Below are 15,399 nucleotides of genomic sequence, written 5' to 3' on the forward strand. Positions count from 1 at the left end.
CGGCCGAGGATCTCACAGCAGCCCGGCTTCGCTGGCCTTCCCGATCGCTTCGACGCGGTTGCGTGCGCCCAGCTTGTGCAGCGCCGACTGCAGGTACGTCTTCACCGTGTTCCGCGCCAGGCCCGTCGACTCCGCGATCTCCGGGTTCGTCTGGCCCTGCGCGGCCAGCCGCAGGACCTCGTACTCGCGGCGGGTCAGGCCGCTGCGGGCCAGCGCGTCCGACCGCTGCCCGGCGTCGGGGAGGATCCGGGGGTCGACGACGCGCTCGCCGCGCAGCACCCGGCGCAGCTCGGTCACCAGCTGCGCGCCCGCCGCGTCCTTGAGCAGGCAGCCGTGCGCGCCGGACTCCAGCGCGGCCAGCACGCCCTGGTGGTCGCCGTGCGCGGTGAAGACCACGATCTTGCCCTCGGGGTGCACCCGCCGCAGCTCGGTGACGACCTCGGGCGCGAGCATGTCCGGCAGCCGCAGGTCGAGCAGGATCAGGTCCGGGGCCAGCGACGCCACCCGCTCGATCGCCAGCCGCCCGGACTCCGCCGAGCCGACCACGTTCAGGCACGGGTCCGAGCGCAGCAGCAGCGTCACGCCGTCGCGGACCACCGGGTGGTCGTCGACGACGAAGACGCTGGCGGGGGTCACGGCCGCACCAGCGGCACCCACGCGCGCAGGGTGCAGCCGTCGTCGTCGTCGCGGACCAGGCTGACCCGCCCGCCGAGCCGCAGCGCGCGCCCGGCGAGCGTCCGCAGGCCCATGCCGGTGCCGGGCACCGGGTCGGTGCCCGTGCCGTCGTCCGCGACGACCACCTGGACGCCGTCGTCGCTGGGCAGCAGGCTGACGATCACGGAGGACGCCCGGGCGTGCTTCTCGACGTTGAGCAGCCCCTCGCGGACCGCGGCGACCAGCAGCGCGGTGCGTTCGGCGTCCAGCGGCGGCACCGCGGCGAGCTGCACGAACCGGGCCGGGACGCCGCAGCGGGCCTGGAACGAGCGGCAGTGCTCGGCCAGCTCGACCGGCAGCGCCCGCTCCGGACTGGACTCCGACAAGGCCAGCAGGGACTCCCGCAACGCGCCGGCCGCCGCGGAGACGTCGCCTTCCAGTCGCCGCAGCCGCGCTTCCAGGCCGGGGTTTCCGTGGAAGTCCTCGTGCAGGTCGCGCACCTGGACGCCGATGGAGAACAGCAGCGCGCCGACCGAGTCGTGCAGGGCGCTCTGCATGCGCAGGCGCTCGCCGGCCACCGCGGCCGTGCGGTCGGTCTCGGCCACCTTCGCCAGGTGCAGCGCCGCCCCGGCCTGGCAGGCGACCTCCTCCATCCGCCGGACGGCGTCGTCACCGAAGTCGGCGGGCTCCCGCATGGCCGCGTAGGCGATGGCGACGGTCTCGCCGTGCGCGACGATCGGGACGGCGAGCAACGCGGCCAGGCCCTCGCCGCGGACCTGGGCGTCGAAGTGGTGGGTGATCGTCGGCGCGCTGACGTAGTCGGTGACGCGGACCGGGCGGCCCAGCGCCAGCACCCGCCCGCCGACGCCCTGGCCGGTCGACACCTCGAGGTCCTGCAGCGCGTCGGTGCGGTTGCCGGACATCCAGCGGATCACGGCCAGCCCCGGCTCGGTGAGTTCGCCGACGAACCCGGCCTTCGCCCCGACCGTCTCCCGGATCAGGCGCGCGGTCCCGTGCAACGCGGCGACCCGGTCGAGCGTGCCGAGCAGCTTTTCGCGCTCGCGCAGCAGCTCGCCCAGCACCGCGCTGTACTCGGCGACGTGCTCCTTTGCCGTCACCCGATCACGATGGCACACGGAGTGTGGTTCCGGACATACCCGGCTGGAGAGGTACGGCGGCCTCCGGTCGACTTGAATGGGGGTGTGGAGATCCTCACCGACGCCGCCACGCTCGCGCTGTACACGACCGACGCGTCCAACTACCGCCACGTGCCGCGCGGGGTGGTGCTGCCGCGGACCGTCGACGACGTCGTCGCGGCGGTCGCGGCCGCGCGCGATCGCGACCTGCCGGTGATCGCCCGTGGCGGCGGCACGAGCGTCGCCGGGAACGCGTGCGGGCCCGGCCTGGTGATCGACACCTCGCGCCACCTCGGCGGGGTGCTCTCGCTGGACCCGTCGACGCGGCTGGCGCGGGTGCTGCCGGGGACGGTGCTGGACGACCTGCAGGCGGTCGCGGCCCCGCACGGCCTGCGGTTCGGCCCGGACCCGTCGACGCACAGCCGCTGCACGCTCGGCGGGATGATCGGCAACAACGCGTGCGGCTCGCACTCGGTGGCCTGGGGGCGCACGGTCGACGTCGTCCGCTCCCTGGACGTCCTGCTCTACGACGGCACGCGGCTGCGGGTGGGCCCGGACGAACCCGCCGAAGGCCGGATCTTCGACGAGCTGCGCGCGCTGGTGCGCGACAACCTGGCGGTGCTGCGCAGGGAACTTTCGACGTGGCCGCGCCGCGTGTCCGGCTACGGGCTCGAACACCTGTTGCCGGAGAACGGCTTCGACGTCGCCAAGGCCCTGGTCGGCAGCGAGGGCACCTGCGTGACCATCCTGGAGGCGACGGTTTCGCTGGCCGAGTTGCCGCGCGAGCGGGTGCTCGCGGTGCTCGGCTTCCCCTCCGACATCGCGGCGGCGGACGCGGTGCCGTCGATCCTGCCGTGGTCGCCGCTGACCGTCGAAGGCGTGGACGCCGAGCTGGTCGCGATGCTGCCCGGCCGGGCGGGTGACCTGCCGCCGGGCGGGGCGTGGCTGTTCGTCGAGCTGGCCGGGGACGACCCGGCGGCGCGGGCCCGTTCCCTCGCTGCGTCGCTCGACCTGACGGGCTTCGCGATCCTCGACGACCCGGCCGCGCAACGCCGGCTGTGGCGCATCCGCGAAGAAGGCGCCGGGCTCGCGACGCGGCTCGCCGACGGCTCGGAAGCCTGGCCCGGCTGGGAGGACGCCGCCGTCCCGCCCGAGCGGCTCGGCGCGTACCTGCGCGAGTTCAAGTCCTTGATGCGGGCGCACGGCCGCCGCAGCGTCGTCTACGGGCACTACGGCGAAGGCTGCCTGCACCTGCGGCTGGACTTCGACCTGCTGTCCGCGTCCGGTGTGGCGGACTTCCGGCGGTTCCTGGAGGAGGCGGCGGACCTCGTCGCCGCGCACGGCGGTTCGCTGTCCGGCGAGCACGGCGACGGCCAGGCGCGCTCCGAGCTGCTGTCCCGGATGTACAGCCCGGAGATGCTGGACGTCTTCGCGCGGTTCAAGGCGATCTTCGACCCGGCCGGGCGGATGAACCCCGGCATCCTGGTCGCGCCGCGGCCGATCGACGCCGACCTCCGGGTGCGGTCGACGTCGAAGTCCTTCGAGGACAGTGTCTTCCTCGGGTACCCGGAGGACCGCGGGAACTTCGGCCAGGCGATGCGGCGCTGTGTCGGCGTGGGGAAGTGCCGCAACACCAGCGGGGGCGGCGTGATGTGCCCGAGCTACCGGGCCACCCGCGAGGAGCAGCACTCGACGCGCGGCCGGGCCCACCTGCTCGCCGAGATGCTCAACGGCGAGGTCATCAAGGACGGCTGGCGCTCGGAAGAAGTCCGTGACGCTCTCGATTTGTGCTTGTCCTGCAAGGGGTGTCTGTCGGATTGCCCGGTCGACGTCGACATGGCGACGTACAAGGCCGAGTTCCTGCACCAGCACTACCGGCGGCGGCTGCGCCCGGCGTCGCACTATTCGATGGGCTGGCTGCCGCTGTGGTTGCGGCTCAGCGCTCGCGCCCCGCGGCTGGCCAATCTCGTGGGACGGTCTCGCTTGGCGGGTTTGGTGAAACGGCTCGGCGGGATCGCGCCGGAACGTTCGCTGCCTTCCTTCGCACCTTCCCCTTTCACGTCCTCGCGTGCGGACCTCCGGCGGAGGGCGTCAGGGGAGCGCCGGGTCGTGCTGTGGCCGGACTCGTTCAACAACTACCTGACGCCGTCGGTGCTGGATGCCGCTTACGAGGTGCTCACCGCGGCGGGCTACGACGTCGTCCTCCCGGACCGTGGAGTCTGTTGTGGACTGACGTGGGTGTCGACGGGCCAGCTCGGCGTCGCCCGCCGCGTGCTGGACCGGACGCTGTCCGTGCTGGCGCCCTACTTGGAAGACGGCTACGAGGTGGCGGGCCTGGAACCGAGCTGCACGGCATTGTTCCGCGGCGACCTGCCCGCGCTGATGCCGGGCGACGCGCGTGCTTCGCTGCTGGCGTCCCGGACGTTCACGTTCGCCGAACTGCTGGAGCGGGCGCCGATCCCGTTCGCGGCCCTCGACGTCGACGCGATCACGCAGGTCCACTGCCACCAGCACGCGGTGCTGGGCTTCGGTGCCGACGAGTCCGCGCTGAAGGCCGCGGGCGTGCGCAACACGACGTTGGATTCGGGTTGTTGCGGCCTGGCGGGCAACTTCGGCTTCGAGCGCGGCCACTACGACGTCTCGAAGGCGGTGGCGGAGGACCGGATGCTGCCCGCGATCCGCGCGGCCGCCCCGGACACGGTGGTGGTGTCGGACGGCTTCAGCTGCCGGACGCAGATCGCCCAGGAGTCCGGGCGGACACCGGTGCACCTCGCGGAGCTGCTGCGGCGGGCGCTGCCGTGACTATTCGCTGCGCTCGAGCAGCGTCTTGACGCCGGTGAGGACGAGCCGGCAGATGTCCTCGGGATCGGCACCCGCCAGGGGTTCCTTCCCGGTGACCTCGCGGACCAGCGCGATGCCCATCAGCCAGGCGAGCGCGAGGTCGGCGCGCAGTTCGGCGTCCGGGGCGTCGGTCAGGGTGGCGAGCACCTCGGCGTACTCGCGGCCGACCTCCTGCCGGATGGCGGCCGCGACGCCGTCGCTGCCCGACGAGCGCAGGTACGTCTCCAGCGCCCGGTTCTGCCGTCCGGGTTCCAGCATGCTGCGCAGGGACGTGCTGAAGAGCCGCTCGGGCGAGGTGGCGGCGAGCTGCTCGCGGCCCGACCGGGCGATGACCGCCTCGAACAGCGCTTCCTTGCTGCCGAAGTAGCGGAACAGCAGCGACTGGTTCGCCCCGGCCAGCTTGGCGATGTCCCGCACGGTCGTCCGGTCGAACCCGCGTTCGGCGAACAGCTTTTCGGCGGCGTCGAGCAACGCCAGCCGCGTCGCGGCCGCGTCCCGCTTGCGGCCGGCCTGTTCCGTCATCGAAGCAGGTTAACCGGCAAACCGGACGCGGGCGCGACAACCCCTAGCTGCCGGAAAGGTGGATCGCCGCGGCCGGGCAGGTCAGTTCGGCCTGCCGGACCGCTTCTTCCTCGCCGGACGGCGGTTCCTCGGCGAGGAGGACGACCGTGCCGTCGTCCTCGTTCTGGTCGAACGTCTCCGGCGCCAGCAGAACGCACTGGCCGGACGAGACGCAGCTCCCGGTGTCGACGGTGATCTTCATCGGCTCACCACTCCACGGGAACGCGCTCGACGCCGCCGGCCACGCGGTTGGTGCGCACCGGGATTTCGCCGATCCCGACGGCGAGCCGCAGGCCGGGGAAGCGGCGGAACAGCTTGGGGAACACCGTGCGCAGCTCGGTGCGGGCGAGGTTGGCGCCGATGCAGACGTGGGCGCCGGTGCCGAAGGCGAGGTGCACGTTCGGCGTCCGGTCCGGGTCGAAGCCGTCCGGGTCGGCGAACACCGAAGCGTCCCGGTTGGCCGCGTCGCTGGAGATGAGCACGGCGTCGCCGCGCATGATCCGCGTCCCGGCGATCTCGACGTCTTCGTGCGCGTAGCGGAGCAGGCCGGTGCCGCTGGTCGCGGTCAGCCGCAGGATCTCCTCGACCGTCTGGTTGACCTGGCCCTCGGGATCGGCGGCGAAGCGGTCGCGCCGGGCGGTGTCGCTGAGCAGGAAGAGCGTGCCCATCGCGATGCGCGTCGACGTCGTCTCGTGGCCGGCGAACAGCAGTCCGGCGCCCAGCCGGGCGAGGTCTTCGTCGGTGAAGGTCGGGTCTTCGGCCTGGAACGCGACCAGGTCGGAGATGACGTCGGGCTGCGGGTCCGCGCGCTTGGCGTCGGCCAGTTCCGTCATGTAGGCCATGAATTCCGCCATGGCCGCCTGGGCGTCCGCGCCGCCGTCCATCAGCGCGATCCGCTCCGACAGCCCGCGGAAGTGCGCGCGGTCGGCGTACGGGACGCCGAGCAGCTCGCAGATCACCAGCACCGGCAGGGGGAAGGCGAGGAAGTCGGTCAGGTCGACGGGCCCGGCGGCACGCGCGGCTTCCAGGTCGTCGAGGCAGCGGTCGGTCAGTTCCGCGATGCGGTCGCCGAGGGCGCGCATGCGGGGTGCGGAGAAGGCGGGCGCCAGCATCCGGCGCATCCGCTTGTGCTCGCGCTCTTCGCTCTCGAAGTCGCCGCTCGGGCCGTCCTGCACCGCGGCGTAGGAGATCCGCGACGCCTGTTCCGGCGCCGGGTGCGACCGGCCGAAGCGGCGGTCGCGGAAGACCTCCTTGGCCTCCTCGTAGGACGTCACCAGCCAGGCCGGATCGCCGGCCGGGGTGAGCACCCGGCTGATCGGCGCCTGCCGGCGGAGGACGGCGTAATCCGGGGCGATGGCGAGCGCGTCCGCGCGGGCGAAGGGGAGGCGGGGCGTTTCTTCGGTGGTGGTCATGCGTCTTCCCTCGGATCGGTGGTGAGCTCGGCGAGCCAGCGGAGCTCGGCGTCGAACTTCCCGAGCACGTGGTGCAGCGCGGCTCGGCTCCACTGGTCGGCCTGGCCGGCGGCGAGCCCGGTGAGCCGCGCCTGTTCGGCGGTCAGTGCGGTCCTGCGGATTTCGAGCACCCGCGCCCGTTCGTGCGGGCGCAGCCAGGCGAAGTTCCCGACGCGGGCCAGGAACTCCGGTTCGTTGAGCGCCAGGTCGGCCGGGAAGTCCGCGAGCAGGTCGTGCAGCAGTTCCCGCCCGACTTCGGTGATCGTGTAGACGTGCCGCGGCGGCTTGGCCTCCTGCTCCTCGGCGCTGCGGCTCACCGCGCCCGCGTCGACGAAACGCCGCAGGGTCGGGTAGAGCGAGTTGTTCGACAAGGTGTGGCCGGTCGAGGCCTCCACCGCCTTGCGCAGTTCGTAGCCGTGCATCGGCTCGACGGCCAGCTTGGACAGCAGCAGGATCTCGATCCACACCTAGGTCACCGTAACCTAGGGTTCGGTGACCGGGCAATGGCGGATCGTGACAGGTGGGGAGAAACTTTCCGTTACGGCGGTGACTCTCGGTGCTCGACTCGATGCTCGACGTCGTCTCCGTTTGCCGCGTCGCTCTTGCTCTCACTGGACGGTGAAAGTCATGCGAATGAATGTCACTCTATTGGGTTGTTCGGGGTGTTTTCCGGCCGCTTGTTGCTTGTGAACTGAATCATTTCGGGTGAATTTTACTCGGCCTTGTCCGGTGTCAGGGGTCGTGGTTGCGAGCCTCGGCGGTCGAGCTATTGTCACGGGCGACCTCCGCGGTTGAGCCAGTGTAAGGAGATGATCTTGTCGATCGGACCGCCTGCTGAGTCGGAAGATTCCGCGAACGAGACCGACCGTCGACGATTACTGGGAAAGCTCCTTTTCGACGTTTGGCGGGCGTCGGAAAAGGAGACGGAGACGGAATTCGTCAAATTGACGGCCAAGCGACAGAAGAAAAGTCGCAAAGTCAGTTCTGCAATGGCCGTTTCCTGTGCGGTCACCGGAAGCTTGGCCCTGGCAGGGGGGTCTACTGGGTCGAAGTAGTCACAAAGGTCGACCCGGTGCCGGCGCAGCCGGGGGTTACCACTTCGGTGGCGCCTACGCCGGTCGTCGGGCTGTCCGGTTCGCCGAAGTCCGAAGCTCCCGTTGGTGGGGGCAAGCCGGGTCCCGGGTCGGGCGAGTGCTCTACGGCTCCGCCGACCACGAGTAGACCGAGCGCGACGTCGACCACGGCTCCCTCGAGTGAGGTGAGCGCGGAGCCGAAGCCTTCATCGACGCCTGAGACGAAGCCGCGATCACCGGAAACGCCGGTGGTGACGTCGAGTCCGACTCCGGTCGCAACCCCAACACCGGAGTCGCCCGAGCCGGAGTCGGATCCTGAACCGTCAGGCTTGGCCGGCGTCGCCGAGAAGATCGTGGATTGGCCTCTGCGGGTGCTCGGTCTCCGCGAGTGAGCCACCGCCTTCACGCAATGTGTTTGCCTTGGCGCCCGACGTGAGCGCGTGGTCTGTGTAGCGTTGTAAGCAGCTGCTTACAAACCTGGAGCACGGGGGTTCCCGCATGACCGCCACCCACACCGAACCGCTCGCGTACCCGTTCAACGAGGAGGCCGGGCTCGACCTGAACGAGGCCTACGCGGCCGCCCGGGACGCCGAGGGCATGGTCCGGGTGAAGATGACCTACGGCGAGCCGGCGTGGCTGGCCACCCGGTACGCCGACGCCCGGCTGGTGCTGGGCGATCGCCGGTTCTCGCGGGCGATGGAGAAGGAAAAGGACGCTCCGCGCCGTTCGCCGGTCGTGCGGGACGGCGGCATCCTGCAGATGGACCCGCCCGACCACACGCGGCTGCGGACGCTGGTCGCGAAGGCGTTCACCATGCGCCGCGTCGAGCTGCTGCGGCCGCGCGTCGCCTCGCTGGCGTCCGAGCTGATCGCGGAGATGAAGGCGGCCGGCGCGCCCGCCGACCTCGTCGACGCCTACGCGTTGCCGATCCCGGTCGCGGTGATCTGCGAGCTGCTCGGCGTCCCGGTCGCCGACCGGCCGAAGTTCCGCGTGTGGAGCGACGCGGCGCTGTCCACGAGCGGGCTGACGCCGGAAGAGTTCGAGCGCAACCGCGAAGAGCTGCGCGACTACATGCGCGGCCTGATCGCCGACCACCGCGCGCGGCCCCAGGACGACCTGATGACGGCCTTGATCGAGGCCCGCGACGTCCGCGACCGGCTGACCGAGCTGGAGCTGGTCGACCTGTGCGTCGGCATCCTCGTCGCCGGGCACGAGACGACGGCGAGCCAGATCCCGAACTTCGTCTACGCGCTGCTGGACCAGCCCTCGCAGTGGGCGAGGCTCTGTGCCGACCCGGACCTGATCCCGGCGGCCGTCGAGGAGCTGCTGCGGTTCGTGCCGCTCGGCGCCGGCGCGGGATTCGCGCGCTACGCCACCGAAGACGTCTCGGTCGGCGGCGTGCTGGTCCGGGCGGGTGAACCGGTGCTGGTGGCGATCGGCGCGGCCAACCGCGACGCGCTCCAGTTCGGCGACGCGGAGAAGCTGAACTTCGACCGCCCGGAGAACCACCACCTGGGCTTCGGCCACGGCGTCCACCACTGCCTGGGCGCGCCGCTGGCCCGGCTGGAGCTGCAGGAGGCGCTGCGCGCGTTGGTCACCGAGATGCCGGGGTTGCACCTCGCCGGCGATATCGTGTGGAAGACGCAGATGCTCGTCCGCGGACCGCGGTCGATGCCGATCGGATGGTGATGATGAGCTGGGACGTGAAGGTCGACGAACACACCTGCATCGGGTCGGGGATGTGCGCGGCCCTGATGCCGGAGGTGTTCACCCTCGACGGCGCGGTGGCCCACCCGGTGACGCCGTCGGTGGAGGCCGACGAGACGGTGCTGGACGTGGCGGACTCGTGCCCGGCGATGGCGATCACGGTGACCGACGGGGGCCGGGAGATCGGTCCGCGCCCCTGAAGGTGCCGTGCTCGGTGACCACGGCGGTGATGAGGTCGAACGGGGTCACGTCGAAGGCGGGGTTGAAGACCTGCGTGGTGTGTTCGGTCAGCTCGCGGGCGTCGCGTTCCTCGATGGTGATGCCGGTGCCGTCCGCGAGTTGGCTGTCCACTGTGGACGATGGGGCGACCACGACGAACGGGATGCCGTGGTGCTTCGCGGCGATGGCGAGGCCGTAGGTGCCGATCTTGTTGGCGACGTCCCCGTTCGCGGCGATCCGGTCGGCGCCGACGAGCACGCAGTCGACCAGCCCGCGCGCCATCGCGGCGGCGGCGGCCGAGTCGGGCTGGACGCGGTAGGGGACGTTCTCCTGGGCGAGCTCCCAGGCGGTCAGCCGGGCGCCTTGGAGCAGCGGGCGCGTCTCGTCGACGAGAACTTCTTCGACGAGCCCGCGGGTGTGCAGGTGCCAGACGACGCCCAGGGCGCTGCCCCAGCCGACGGTGGCGAGGCGTCCGGCGTTGCAGTGGGTGAGCAGCCGGAGGGGGCGCCGGGAGCACTCGGCGAGCACGATCTCGGCGGCGTGGTGCGAGGCTGTCTTGTTGAGCCGTTCGTCTTCGTCGAGCAGCGCTCGGGCTTCTTCGAGGACGGCCTCCGGTCCGTTTTCGAGTTGTGCGAGGGCCCGTTCGACACCCCAGGCGAGGTTGACGGCGGTGGGGCGCGCGTGCGCGATGCGCTCGGCGTCTCGATGCACATCGCGGCGCTGGTGGGCGGAGAGGGCCACGCCGAGCGCCCCGGCGGCCCCGAGAGCGGGGGCGCCCCGGACGGCGAGCCGCTGGACGGCGTCGACGAGTTCGTCGACGGTCCGGAGCTCGAGCAGCCGGAATTCGGTGGGCAGCGCGGTCTGGTCGATGATGACGATGGCGCCGTCGGCCCAGTCGATGGTCCTGCGCACGAGCCCTCCTCGGTTTCTCGGTTTTTCGGTTGCCCGGCCGGTGAAGATGGGGCGGTGACCATTGAACGGCAGAACCCGCCGGGCTTGCACACACCGCCGGGCTACCACCACGTGACGGTGACCTCGGCGCCCCGCACGGTGTACCTGGCGGGCCAGTGCCCCCTGACCCCGGACGGCTCCGTGGTATCGGGTGACCTGCTGGCCCAGGTGGACCAGGTGGCGGCCAACACGGCGATGGCTTTGGAGTTCGCGGGCGCGTCCCCGGCCGACGTGGTCCGCACGGTGATCTACGTGGCGACGGAGGACCGCGCGGTGCTGTCCTCGGTCTGGACCCGCCTGACGTCCTCCCCGATCGCGGCCGCGTTCGCTTCGGCGAGCACCCTGCTGGGGGTCGCCCAGCTGGGGTACCCGGGGCAGTTGGTTGAGCTGGACGTGACCGCCGCCCTCGCCTGAGAAGCCCGCCTGCTTACGCGAGTTGCGCGCCCGCTCACGCGAGTTATGCCCCTGATCGCGCGAGTCCGCCGTACCGGGACGGACGACTCGCGTACTTGGATGGACGACTCGCGTACCTGGATGGACGACACGTGTACCTGGACGGACGACTCGCGTACCTGGATGGACGACACGTGTACCTGGACGGACGACTCGCCTACCGGGAGGGTCGGTTCGCGGGCTCGGGCTCGGGCCCGGGTCTCGCGTGGCTGGAGACGGATCCCGCGTAATTGGGGAGCGATCTCGCGTGATTGAAGGGTCATCATGCGTGATTGGAGGGACGACACGGCACCGGCGGGCCATTCGCGTTGGCCGACCGGTTGCCACTCTGCCCGCTCGCCCGCCCCGCCCGGCTCATTCGCCGCGCCCGCCCGCCCGCCCGGTTCGCCCGCGCAGGCCCGGCTCGGCCAACCTGCCCGGCCCAGGGGTAACCGACCACCGGCTTGGCCGACCTGGCCTGGCCCAGGGGTAGTCGGCCCCGGCTGACCGGCCAACCTGCCCCCCCCCAGGCCCAGGGGTAACCGGCCATCGGCTTGGCCGACCTGGCTCGGCTCAGGGGCAGTCGGCCCCGGCTGACCGGCCAACCTGCCTCGCCGGGCCAGGGGTAACCGGCCCCGGTTGACTGGCTCACCTGGCTGGGGCTCGGAGCACCCTGCCCAGCCCCGGCGGCTGGCCCACCTGGCCGGGGACCGGAGCACCCTGCCGGGCTGCCGCGGCTAAGCGAGCCCTGGGTGGGTCAGAGGCCGGCCATCAGGTCGGTTTCGGTGATTCCCGGGCCCTGGCCCCAGCGGATGAACCACTCCGTGCCGAAGGCGAACGTGAATGCGTCGTCCGGCATGGCCAGCATGAACATGTCCTCGCTGATCTGGCTCGGGTGCGCGCGCATCGCCGCCCTCTTCACCGGGGCGTACTTCGACACGTCCACCGCCGCCGTGATCTCGGCCTCCGGCTTGCCGAACTCCACGTTCTCCGGGGGCTTCGGGGCCGCCTCCGGGGGGATCTGGCCGGCCGCCACCGCCGCTTCGAAGCCTCGCTGCATGAACTCCCTGTTGAACGTCGCCTGGAAGACGCGCGAAGTGCCGGCCAGCTCCGCCGCGCGGAGGCCGACCCGATGGACCTGGATGTGGTCCGGGTGGCCGTAGTCGCCGTTGTCGTCGTACACCGTCAGGACGTCGGCCGACTCCTCGCGCAGGATCGCCGCGAGCTGCTCGGCCGCCTTTTCGACGTCGGCGCGCCAGAAGCACGCCGGGTCGTCGTTCGTCGGCTCGCCCATCATCCCCGAGTCGCGGTAGCCGAGGAACTCGACGCGCTCGACGCCGAGGATCTCCGCCGCCGCGTACGACTCCTGGACGCGCCTGTCCTCCAGCTTCTCGCCCTCGGCGAGGAAACCGTCGGGGACCTCGCCGACCTCGCCCTTGGTGGCGACGACGAGCACGACCCGGTGCCCGTCTTCGACGGCTTTGCGCATGACGCCCGCGGTGCGGAGGCACTCGTCGTCCGGGTGGGCGTGGAAGGTGACCAGTGTTGCCATGTCCGCGACGTTACCGGGTACCCCCGACAAAAACCGCCCGCCAGGATGCGCTCCTGTCCGCCATGGTCCGCGACCGTGAGCGAGAAGACGACGTTGCCCGGCGTTCCTGCGCGCCCAGCGCGAAAGCGTCCTGGCTCGGCCCCGCTAGGCCTGCTCCTTCGAGCACCACCACGTCGACCGGCCGCCGACCGTCCCGTGGTGCATCTCCGCGCCGCAGCGCGGGCAGTGGCCGCCCGCCCGGCGGTGGCCGATGACCTCGCCCGTGTGCACGCCGCCGTGGCGGATCGCCGCGCGCAACGCCTTCCGCAGCGCCTTGTGCAGGTTCGCGAGGTCGTCGCCGGTCAGCTCGTTCACCGGCCGCGCCGGGGACAACGCCGCCTGCCACAGGGTTTCGTCGGCCAGCAGGTTGCCGATCCCGGCCACCACCGACTGGTCCAGCAGCCGCGCCTTCAGCGGCGCCCGTCCGCGGCCGACGCGCTCGGCGAACTCGCGCCGCGACGCCTCCCCGGCGTCCGGGCCGAGCGCGTCGAGGTCCGGGTCGAGCCGCACCCGGCTGAGCCGCCGCGTGTCGAACAGGCGCAGCTGTTCGCCGTCGGCGAAAGTGATCCCGAACCGGAACCACTCGGGTTTCTCCACCCGGTCGCGCGCCCGCCCGGGTGGCCCGCTGCGGCCCGCGAACCGCAGCTGCCCGGCCATCCCGAGGTGCAGCCCGAGGTTCGGCCCGGGCCGCCCGTCCCGGCTTTCCGTTTCGCACCAGAGCGTCTTGCCCCGCCGGTGCGCGGCCACCAGCCGGCCGCCGCGCAACGCCGTCGCGATGTCGCCGGGGGCGTGCGGGCGGCAGACCCAGTCGTCGTGGTCGTCGACCGAACGGATCTTCCGGTCGAGGGCACCGGCGAGGACCTGCCGGGCGAGTTCCACTTCGGGGAGTTCGGGCACGCGATCCAGTCTGCGTCAGGGACGCCGGTCGCGCCGCGCCAGGCGGCCGATGAGCGGGTGATCAGGAGAGGCTCGCCGAAGCGGTGGTCTCCCAAGCGAACCCGTCCGGGTCGGTGAACGCCGAAGCCGCGCCGCCGACCGCGATCCGGTGCGAGCCGCTGCCCTCGGGGGCGACGCCGGCGTCCTTGGCCAGCGCCTTGCGGCGGTACAGCGCCAGCTTGACGGGGCTTTCGCCGGCGTCGAACTCGACGTACACCTTGCCGAAGCTCTTGCCGACGGTCATGCCCTGGCCGACGTAGAACTTCTTGCTCGCGGCCACATCGCCGACGCCGAGCAGGAGCACGATGGCGTCGATCGTGCGGGTGGCGGGGCCGGTGTTCTTCTTGGCCGAGGTCGCGAGCTTCCAGATCGTCCCGTCCGGCGCCCGGACCGTGCCGCCGTAGCCCCACATGGACTTGGTGGCCGGCTTGATGGTCGTGGCCCCGGCCGCGAGGGCGGTCCCGATCAGGGAGTCGACGTCCGCGGGCTGCGGCACGGTGAGGGAGAGGGTGAAGCCGCGGAAGCCGTCGCTCGGCGCGTCCGCGACCCGGAACCGCAGCTGGGTGGTGAGCCCGAAGGCCTCGGCGTAGAAGCGCTCGGCGGCGGCGGTGTCGGCAACTTCGAGGGTGATGGTTTCGATGTTCGTCATGCCGGTAACGCTAGGTCCGGGCCGCTGACCGGCGCTTCTCGATTCCTGATCGGTCTGCGCGGCCGCTCGCGGAAAAAGGAGTGGGCGGGGTGCGCGGCCGTCTGATAGCTTTCCGCCGTCCGTGACCCGGCCCTGGGAGGTGAGACCCGTGAACGCTGCAACGTTGTGGGTGCTCCCCCTCGTCGTCACGGGCGGGCCGGCCTAGCTGTCGCCGGGAGCACCTGGAACCGGTACTCCCGAAAGGCGACACCATGAACCATCTGCACGAACGGCCGGACGTGGCCGGCCGCGGGGAAGTGTCCCGGCGACCGGACGGCCGCCTCTTCCTCAGCATCGACACGTGGACCGACGCGGACTTCGCGCTGCTCGCGGCCGACATGCTGCCCACCCTCCCCAGACCGCTCCACACCGTGGTCGACGAAGCCGACACCGATCTCCGGGCCCGCTGGGAAGCCGTCGGGTTCACGCCGCGGCGCCGTGAGCGGGAGTACGTGCTGCCCACGGCCGCGGGCCCGGCTTCCCCGCCGCCGGGCGTGACGATCCGGCCGCCGTCCGATCCCGACCTGCTGCGCTCGCTGGAGACGACGATCCGCGCCGAGGTCGAGGCCACGATCGGCTGGCAGGAGATGCCCGCGGAGGTCATGGCCCCGCCGCTGGACCTCACGAAGTACACGGTGGCCGCGGCCGAGGACGGGTACGTCGGCCTGCTCCGGCTGGCGGCGGTGACGCGCCGGCCGCGGATCGGCCTGCTCGCGGTCCGCGCGGACCGGCAGCGGTCCGGGATCGGCCGCGCGTTGCTGGTCCACGTGCTGGACACGTTGCACCACAAGGGAATCCCGGCGGTCACGGCCGAGGTGAACGAAGCGAACCCGGCGGCGCTCGCGTTGTTCGAGGGCGCCGGAGCCCGCCAGGTGGGCGGCAACGTCGAGCTGGTGCTGCGCTGATGGGGAACACCGCCGGCATCGAAGTCGAAGGCACGGTCGTCGAGTGCCTGCGCAACGCGACGTTCCGGGTGGAGCTGGAGAACGGGCACAAGGTGCTCGCGCACATCAGCGGGAAGATCCGGAAGAACTTCATCAAGATCCTGCCGTTCGACCGGGTCCTGGTGGAGCTGAGCCCCTATGACCTGAACCGCGGGCGGATCCTGTTCCGCTACCGGACCTAGTTGCGGGGCCGTCGCCGGGTCCGCGGGCCCGGC

General features: G+C 71.7%; 16 protein-coding genes. 6 read left to right on the plus strand and 10 right to left on the minus strand.

Going from position 1 to position 15,399, the window contains the following annotated elements; all coding sequences use genetic code 11:
• Positions 1-12: 12 nt before the first annotated feature.
• Together H5965_RS18435 and H5965_RS18440 are read right to left on the minus strand one after the other, a co-directional pair.
• On the minus strand, positions 13-636 hold the full coding sequence (locus H5965_RS18435; RefSeq protein WP_310971236.1) for a response regulator transcription factor: 624 nt from the start codon (positions 634-636) through the stop codon (positions 13-15).
• Positions 633-1,772 carry a GAF domain-containing protein gene (locus H5965_RS18440; protein ID WP_310971237.1) on the minus strand — a complete coding sequence of 380 codons (1,140 nt, stop codon included), beginning with the start codon at positions 1,770-1,772 and terminating at the stop codon, positions 633-635. Before H5965_RS18440 ends, H5965_RS18435 begins: the two co-directional genes overlap by 4 nt.
• A gap of 84 nt (positions 1,773-1,856) precedes the next feature.
• Between H5965_RS18440 and H5965_RS18445 the strand changes: the two genes are divergently transcribed.
• Positions 1,857-4,592: an FAD-binding and (Fe-S)-binding domain-containing protein gene (locus H5965_RS18445; protein WP_310971238.1), complete on the plus strand. Its 2,736-nt coding sequence runs from the start codon at positions 1,857-1,859 to the stop codon at positions 4,590-4,592.
• Here the strand turns inward: H5965_RS18445 and H5965_RS18450 are convergent, their stop codons facing one another.
• Genes H5965_RS18450 through H5965_RS18465 form a run of 4 tightly spaced genes read right to left on the minus strand, consistent with a single transcriptional unit; the run spans position 4,593 to position 7,110 of the window.
• Positions 4,593-5,153, minus strand: coding sequence for a TetR family transcriptional regulator (locus H5965_RS18450; RefSeq protein ID WP_310971239.1), 561 nt, complete (start codon positions 5,151-5,153; stop codon positions 4,593-4,595).
• A gap of 43 nt (positions 5,154-5,196) precedes the next feature.
• Positions 5,197-5,394 (minus strand): ferredoxin, encoded by a 198-nt coding sequence (locus tag H5965_RS18455; RefSeq protein ID WP_310971240.1) that lies wholly within the window; start codon positions 5,392-5,394, stop codon positions 5,197-5,199.
• Positions 5,395-5,398: 4 nt separating this feature from the next.
• Complete coding sequence (locus tag H5965_RS18460; RefSeq protein ID WP_310971241.1) at positions 5,399-6,604, minus strand: cytochrome P450; 1,206 nt, start codon at positions 6,602-6,604, stop codon at positions 5,399-5,401.
• Positions 6,601-7,110 (minus strand): PadR family transcriptional regulator, encoded by a 510-nt coding sequence (locus H5965_RS18465; protein ID WP_310971242.1) that lies wholly within the window; start codon positions 7,108-7,110, stop codon positions 6,601-6,603. Before H5965_RS18465 ends, H5965_RS18460 begins: the two co-directional genes overlap by 4 nt.
• Before the next feature lie 1,104 nt (positions 7,111-8,214).
• Here H5965_RS18465 and H5965_RS18470 point away from each other — a divergent pair.
• On the plus strand, positions 8,215-9,405 hold the full coding sequence (locus H5965_RS18470; protein ID WP_310971243.1) for a cytochrome P450: 1,191 nt from the start codon (positions 8,215-8,217) through the stop codon (positions 9,403-9,405).
• Positions 9,406-9,407: 2 nt separating this feature from the next.
• The gene (locus H5965_RS18475; RefSeq protein ID WP_200876502.1) at positions 9,408-9,623 is read left to right on the plus strand and encodes a ferredoxin; all 216 of its coding nucleotides are present in this window, start codon (positions 9,408-9,410) and stop codon (positions 9,621-9,623) included.
• Here H5965_RS18475 and mtnA read toward each other — a convergent pair.
• Positions 9,580-10,554: an S-methyl-5-thioribose-1-phosphate isomerase gene (gene mtnA / locus H5965_RS18480; RefSeq protein ID WP_310971244.1), complete on the minus strand. Its 975-nt coding sequence runs from the start codon at positions 10,552-10,554 to the stop codon at positions 9,580-9,582. The two genes, H5965_RS18475 and mtnA, sit on opposite strands and share 44 nt — an antisense overlap.
• Before the next feature lie 54 nt (positions 10,555-10,608).
• Here mtnA and H5965_RS18485 point away from each other — a divergent pair, with 54 nt between their 5' ends.
• Positions 10,609-11,007: a RidA family protein gene (locus tag H5965_RS18485; RefSeq protein WP_310971245.1), complete on the plus strand. Its 399-nt coding sequence runs from the start codon at positions 10,609-10,611 to the stop codon at positions 11,005-11,007.
• A 775-nt stretch (positions 11,008-11,782) separates the two neighbouring features.
• Here H5965_RS18485 and H5965_RS18490 read toward each other — a convergent pair.
• The 3 genes from H5965_RS18490 to H5965_RS18500 form a co-directional block, all read right to left on the minus strand.
• Positions 11,783-12,577, minus strand: a complete 795-nt coding sequence (locus H5965_RS18490) for a PIG-L family deacetylase (protein ID WP_310971246.1) — start codon at positions 12,575-12,577, stop codon at positions 11,783-11,785.
• Between the two features lie 144 nt (positions 12,578-12,721).
• Positions 12,722-13,513, minus strand: a complete 792-nt coding sequence (locus H5965_RS18495; protein WP_310971247.1) for a DNA-formamidopyrimidine glycosylase family protein — start codon at positions 13,511-13,513, stop codon at positions 12,722-12,724.
• Positions 13,514-13,574: 61 nt separating this feature from the next.
• On the minus strand, positions 13,575-14,201 hold the full coding sequence (locus H5965_RS18500; protein WP_310971248.1) for a glyoxalase: 627 nt from the start codon (positions 14,199-14,201) through the stop codon (positions 13,575-13,577).
• 251 nt (positions 14,202-14,452) lie between these two features.
• Between H5965_RS18500 and H5965_RS18505 the strand changes: the two genes are divergently transcribed.
• On the plus strand, positions 14,453-15,145 hold the full coding sequence (locus tag H5965_RS18505) for a GNAT family N-acetyltransferase (protein ID WP_310971249.1): 693 nt from the start codon (positions 14,453-14,455) through the stop codon (positions 15,143-15,145).
• Positions 15,145-15,366 carry a translation initiation factor IF-1 gene (gene infA, locus H5965_RS18510; protein ID WP_310971250.1) on the plus strand — a complete coding sequence of 74 codons (222 nt, stop codon included), beginning with the start codon at positions 15,145-15,147 and terminating at the stop codon, positions 15,364-15,366. Before H5965_RS18505 ends, infA begins: the two co-directional genes overlap by 1 nt.
• The last annotated feature ends 33 nt before the right edge of the window (positions 15,367-15,399 follow it).

This window comes from Amycolatopsis sp. 505 (genome assembly GCF_031625235.1).
Lineage (GTDB): Bacteria > Actinomycetota > Actinomycetes > Mycobacteriales > Pseudonocardiaceae > Amycolatopsis.

Excerpts from the sequence above, each read along its gene's own strand:
- H5965_RS18450 (WP_310971239.1), bottom strand. The coding sequence starts at position 5,153 with ATGACGGAACAGGCCGGCCGCAAGCGGGACGCGGCCGCGACGCGGCTG.
- H5965_RS18455 (WP_310971240.1), bottom strand. The coding sequence starts at position 5,394 with ATGAAGATCACCGTCGACACCGGGAGCTGCGTCTCGTCCGGCCAGTGC.
- H5965_RS18460 (WP_310971241.1), bottom strand. The coding sequence starts at position 6,604 with ATGACCACCACCGAAGAAACGCCCCGCCTCCCCTTCGCCCGCGCGGAC.
- H5965_RS18470 (WP_310971243.1), top strand. The coding sequence starts at position 8,215 with ATGACCGCCACCCACACCGAACCGCTCGCGTACCCGTTCAACGAGGAG.
- H5965_RS18475 (WP_200876502.1), top strand. The coding sequence starts at position 9,408 with ATGAGCTGGGACGTGAAGGTCGACGAACACACCTGCATCGGGTCGGGG.
- H5965_RS18490 (WP_310971246.1), bottom strand. The coding sequence starts at position 12,577 with ATGGCAACACTGGTCACCTTCCACGCCCACCCGGACGACGAGTGCCTC.
- H5965_RS18500 (WP_310971248.1), bottom strand. The coding sequence starts at position 14,201 with ATGACGAACATCGAAACCATCACCCTCGAAGTTGCCGACACCGCCGCC.
- H5965_RS18505 (WP_310971249.1), top strand. The coding sequence starts at position 14,453 with ATGAACCATCTGCACGAACGGCCGGACGTGGCCGGCCGCGGGGAAGTG.
- infA (WP_310971250.1), top strand. The coding sequence starts at position 15,145 with ATGGGGAACACCGCCGGCATCGAAGTCGAAGGCACGGTCGTCGAGTGC.